Genomic DNA, 1,477 nt, shown 5'->3' with positions numbered 1-1,477 from the left:
CATAGTTTCAATTTTACCATAAATAATTATTGGGAAACTTCAGCTTTATAATTATGCCTCAACAATTACATATCGCCTAAAGTTGCACCATCCACTGGATTTTTCAGCCACTCGGCAATATCATTTCCCAGAGTCTTGGTACAGCCCCCTAATAAGGCGCAAGTACCTTTATAGGCACCCATAAACCCTCCCATAGAGCCTCGATTCGCAGTAAATGTCATCGTCTTCTTCCTTTTTCTAAGCAAAGCCCCTTTCACTGTTACCCATTGGCCGCCACGCCCTGCCCAGGCATTCTTTTTATATTTAGGCAGGTCTGTTATCTCAATTTTCAGATAATCAGACTTTGTTGACCTTTTAGCATCTAAATCTATACCTGCATATTGATCTTGCGCATAACTTTGCACAAAACCAGGCAATTTAGTTAATAGCTGGCACTCTTTGCGCACCGCCTCTCTAACCTGTAAATCCTTGGCAAAAATGACTGGAGCAATTTTTAAAGTACCAATTCCTGAATATGCTACTGGCTTAGCCTCATTTTCAACACTCGGTGCACCACTAGGGTTATTATTTGCACATGAGACAATAAACAAAGATAACAAAATGGGTAATAACTTTACTAATTTCATTGTATTCTCCTAAAGATTAAATAATACCCAGAAGCACTCCCGCTGGATTAGCACACTAGACAGTTCAGATATAATAAATTGCACACTGAAACCTGGGGAGTAGACTTTAGTCTACTCCCCTTTTTAACCATTCTGTCAAAATTATGAAGCAGCTTTGCTTCTGCCATGTAATAAACCTTGCTGAAAGGAATTACCCTCCTGCCACAAATCGCCTGCTAATAAAGCGACAATTTCCTTTTTTATATCCAGTTGCCGATCCGACTCAAAAAACAGATTTTCGACTATATTGGAGCAATAGAATCGTTCAATCAAACAATGCATGGTATTAAAGCCTTGTTGATAAAACGTATCATTTTGCTTTTGTAGATCCTTGTCTCCTTCTGTCCCAGCGAGCAAACCTTGATGTAATTGATCAGCAATAAATTCGGCTGTTTTCACTGCGAAGAAAAAACCCGATGAAAAGACCGGATCGAGAAAACCGGCCGCATCACCACAACAGGCAAAGCGCTGCCCATAACGCTGCTTATTTCGATAGCTAAAATCGGCTTCGACCTGTACTTCCGAGAGTTCTTCTGCATCCATTAATAGAGCACTCATATAGGACGAAGCCTGAATATAAAGTTCAAAAAGCGCAGCCTGTTTTAAATTACCAGGTATCTGCTTCTGTACGACTAAGCCGACACTTAAGCGCTCAAAAGTTAAAGGAATACACCATACCCAGCCGATATCAGATAATAGTATCTTGATGTTGCCATGCGCAAATAATTCCTTAGAGACCTCAGTTTCAGCAAGCTTATAATGCTGGTATAAGGCAAATTTACCTAGATTCTTTATTTTATCAATACTGCTTA

2 protein-coding genes are annotated in these 1,477 nt (G+C 39.7%); both read right to left on the bottom strand.

Annotated features, from left to right (window positions below; all coding sequences use genetic code 11):
- Positions 1-65: 65 nt before the first annotated feature.
- Entirely contained in the window at positions 66-626 is a 561-nt protein-coding gene (locus tag CDZ78_RS20355) for a hypothetical protein (RefSeq protein WP_087871573.1), read from the bottom strand.
- A 141-nt stretch (positions 627-767) separates the two neighbouring features.
- On the bottom strand, positions 768-1,477 hold a 710-nt coding region (locus CDZ78_RS20350; RefSeq protein WP_174664605.1), incomplete at its 5' end, for an NAD(P)/FAD-dependent oxidoreductase.

This window comes from Bathymodiolus platifrons methanotrophic gill symbiont (genome assembly GCF_002189065.1).
Lineage (GTDB): Bacteria > Pseudomonadota > Gammaproteobacteria > Methylococcales > Methylomonadaceae > Methyloprofundus.
The sequence above is the reverse complement of the archived record's forward strand: the minus strand, read 5'-3'. Positions and strand labels throughout refer to the sequence as shown.

Bases quoted from the DNA above. Each gene is read 5' to 3' on its own strand.
- CDZ78_RS20355 (WP_087871573.1), bottom strand. From the start codon at position 626: ATGAAATTAGTAAAGTTATTACCCATTTTGTTATCTTTGTTTATTGTC.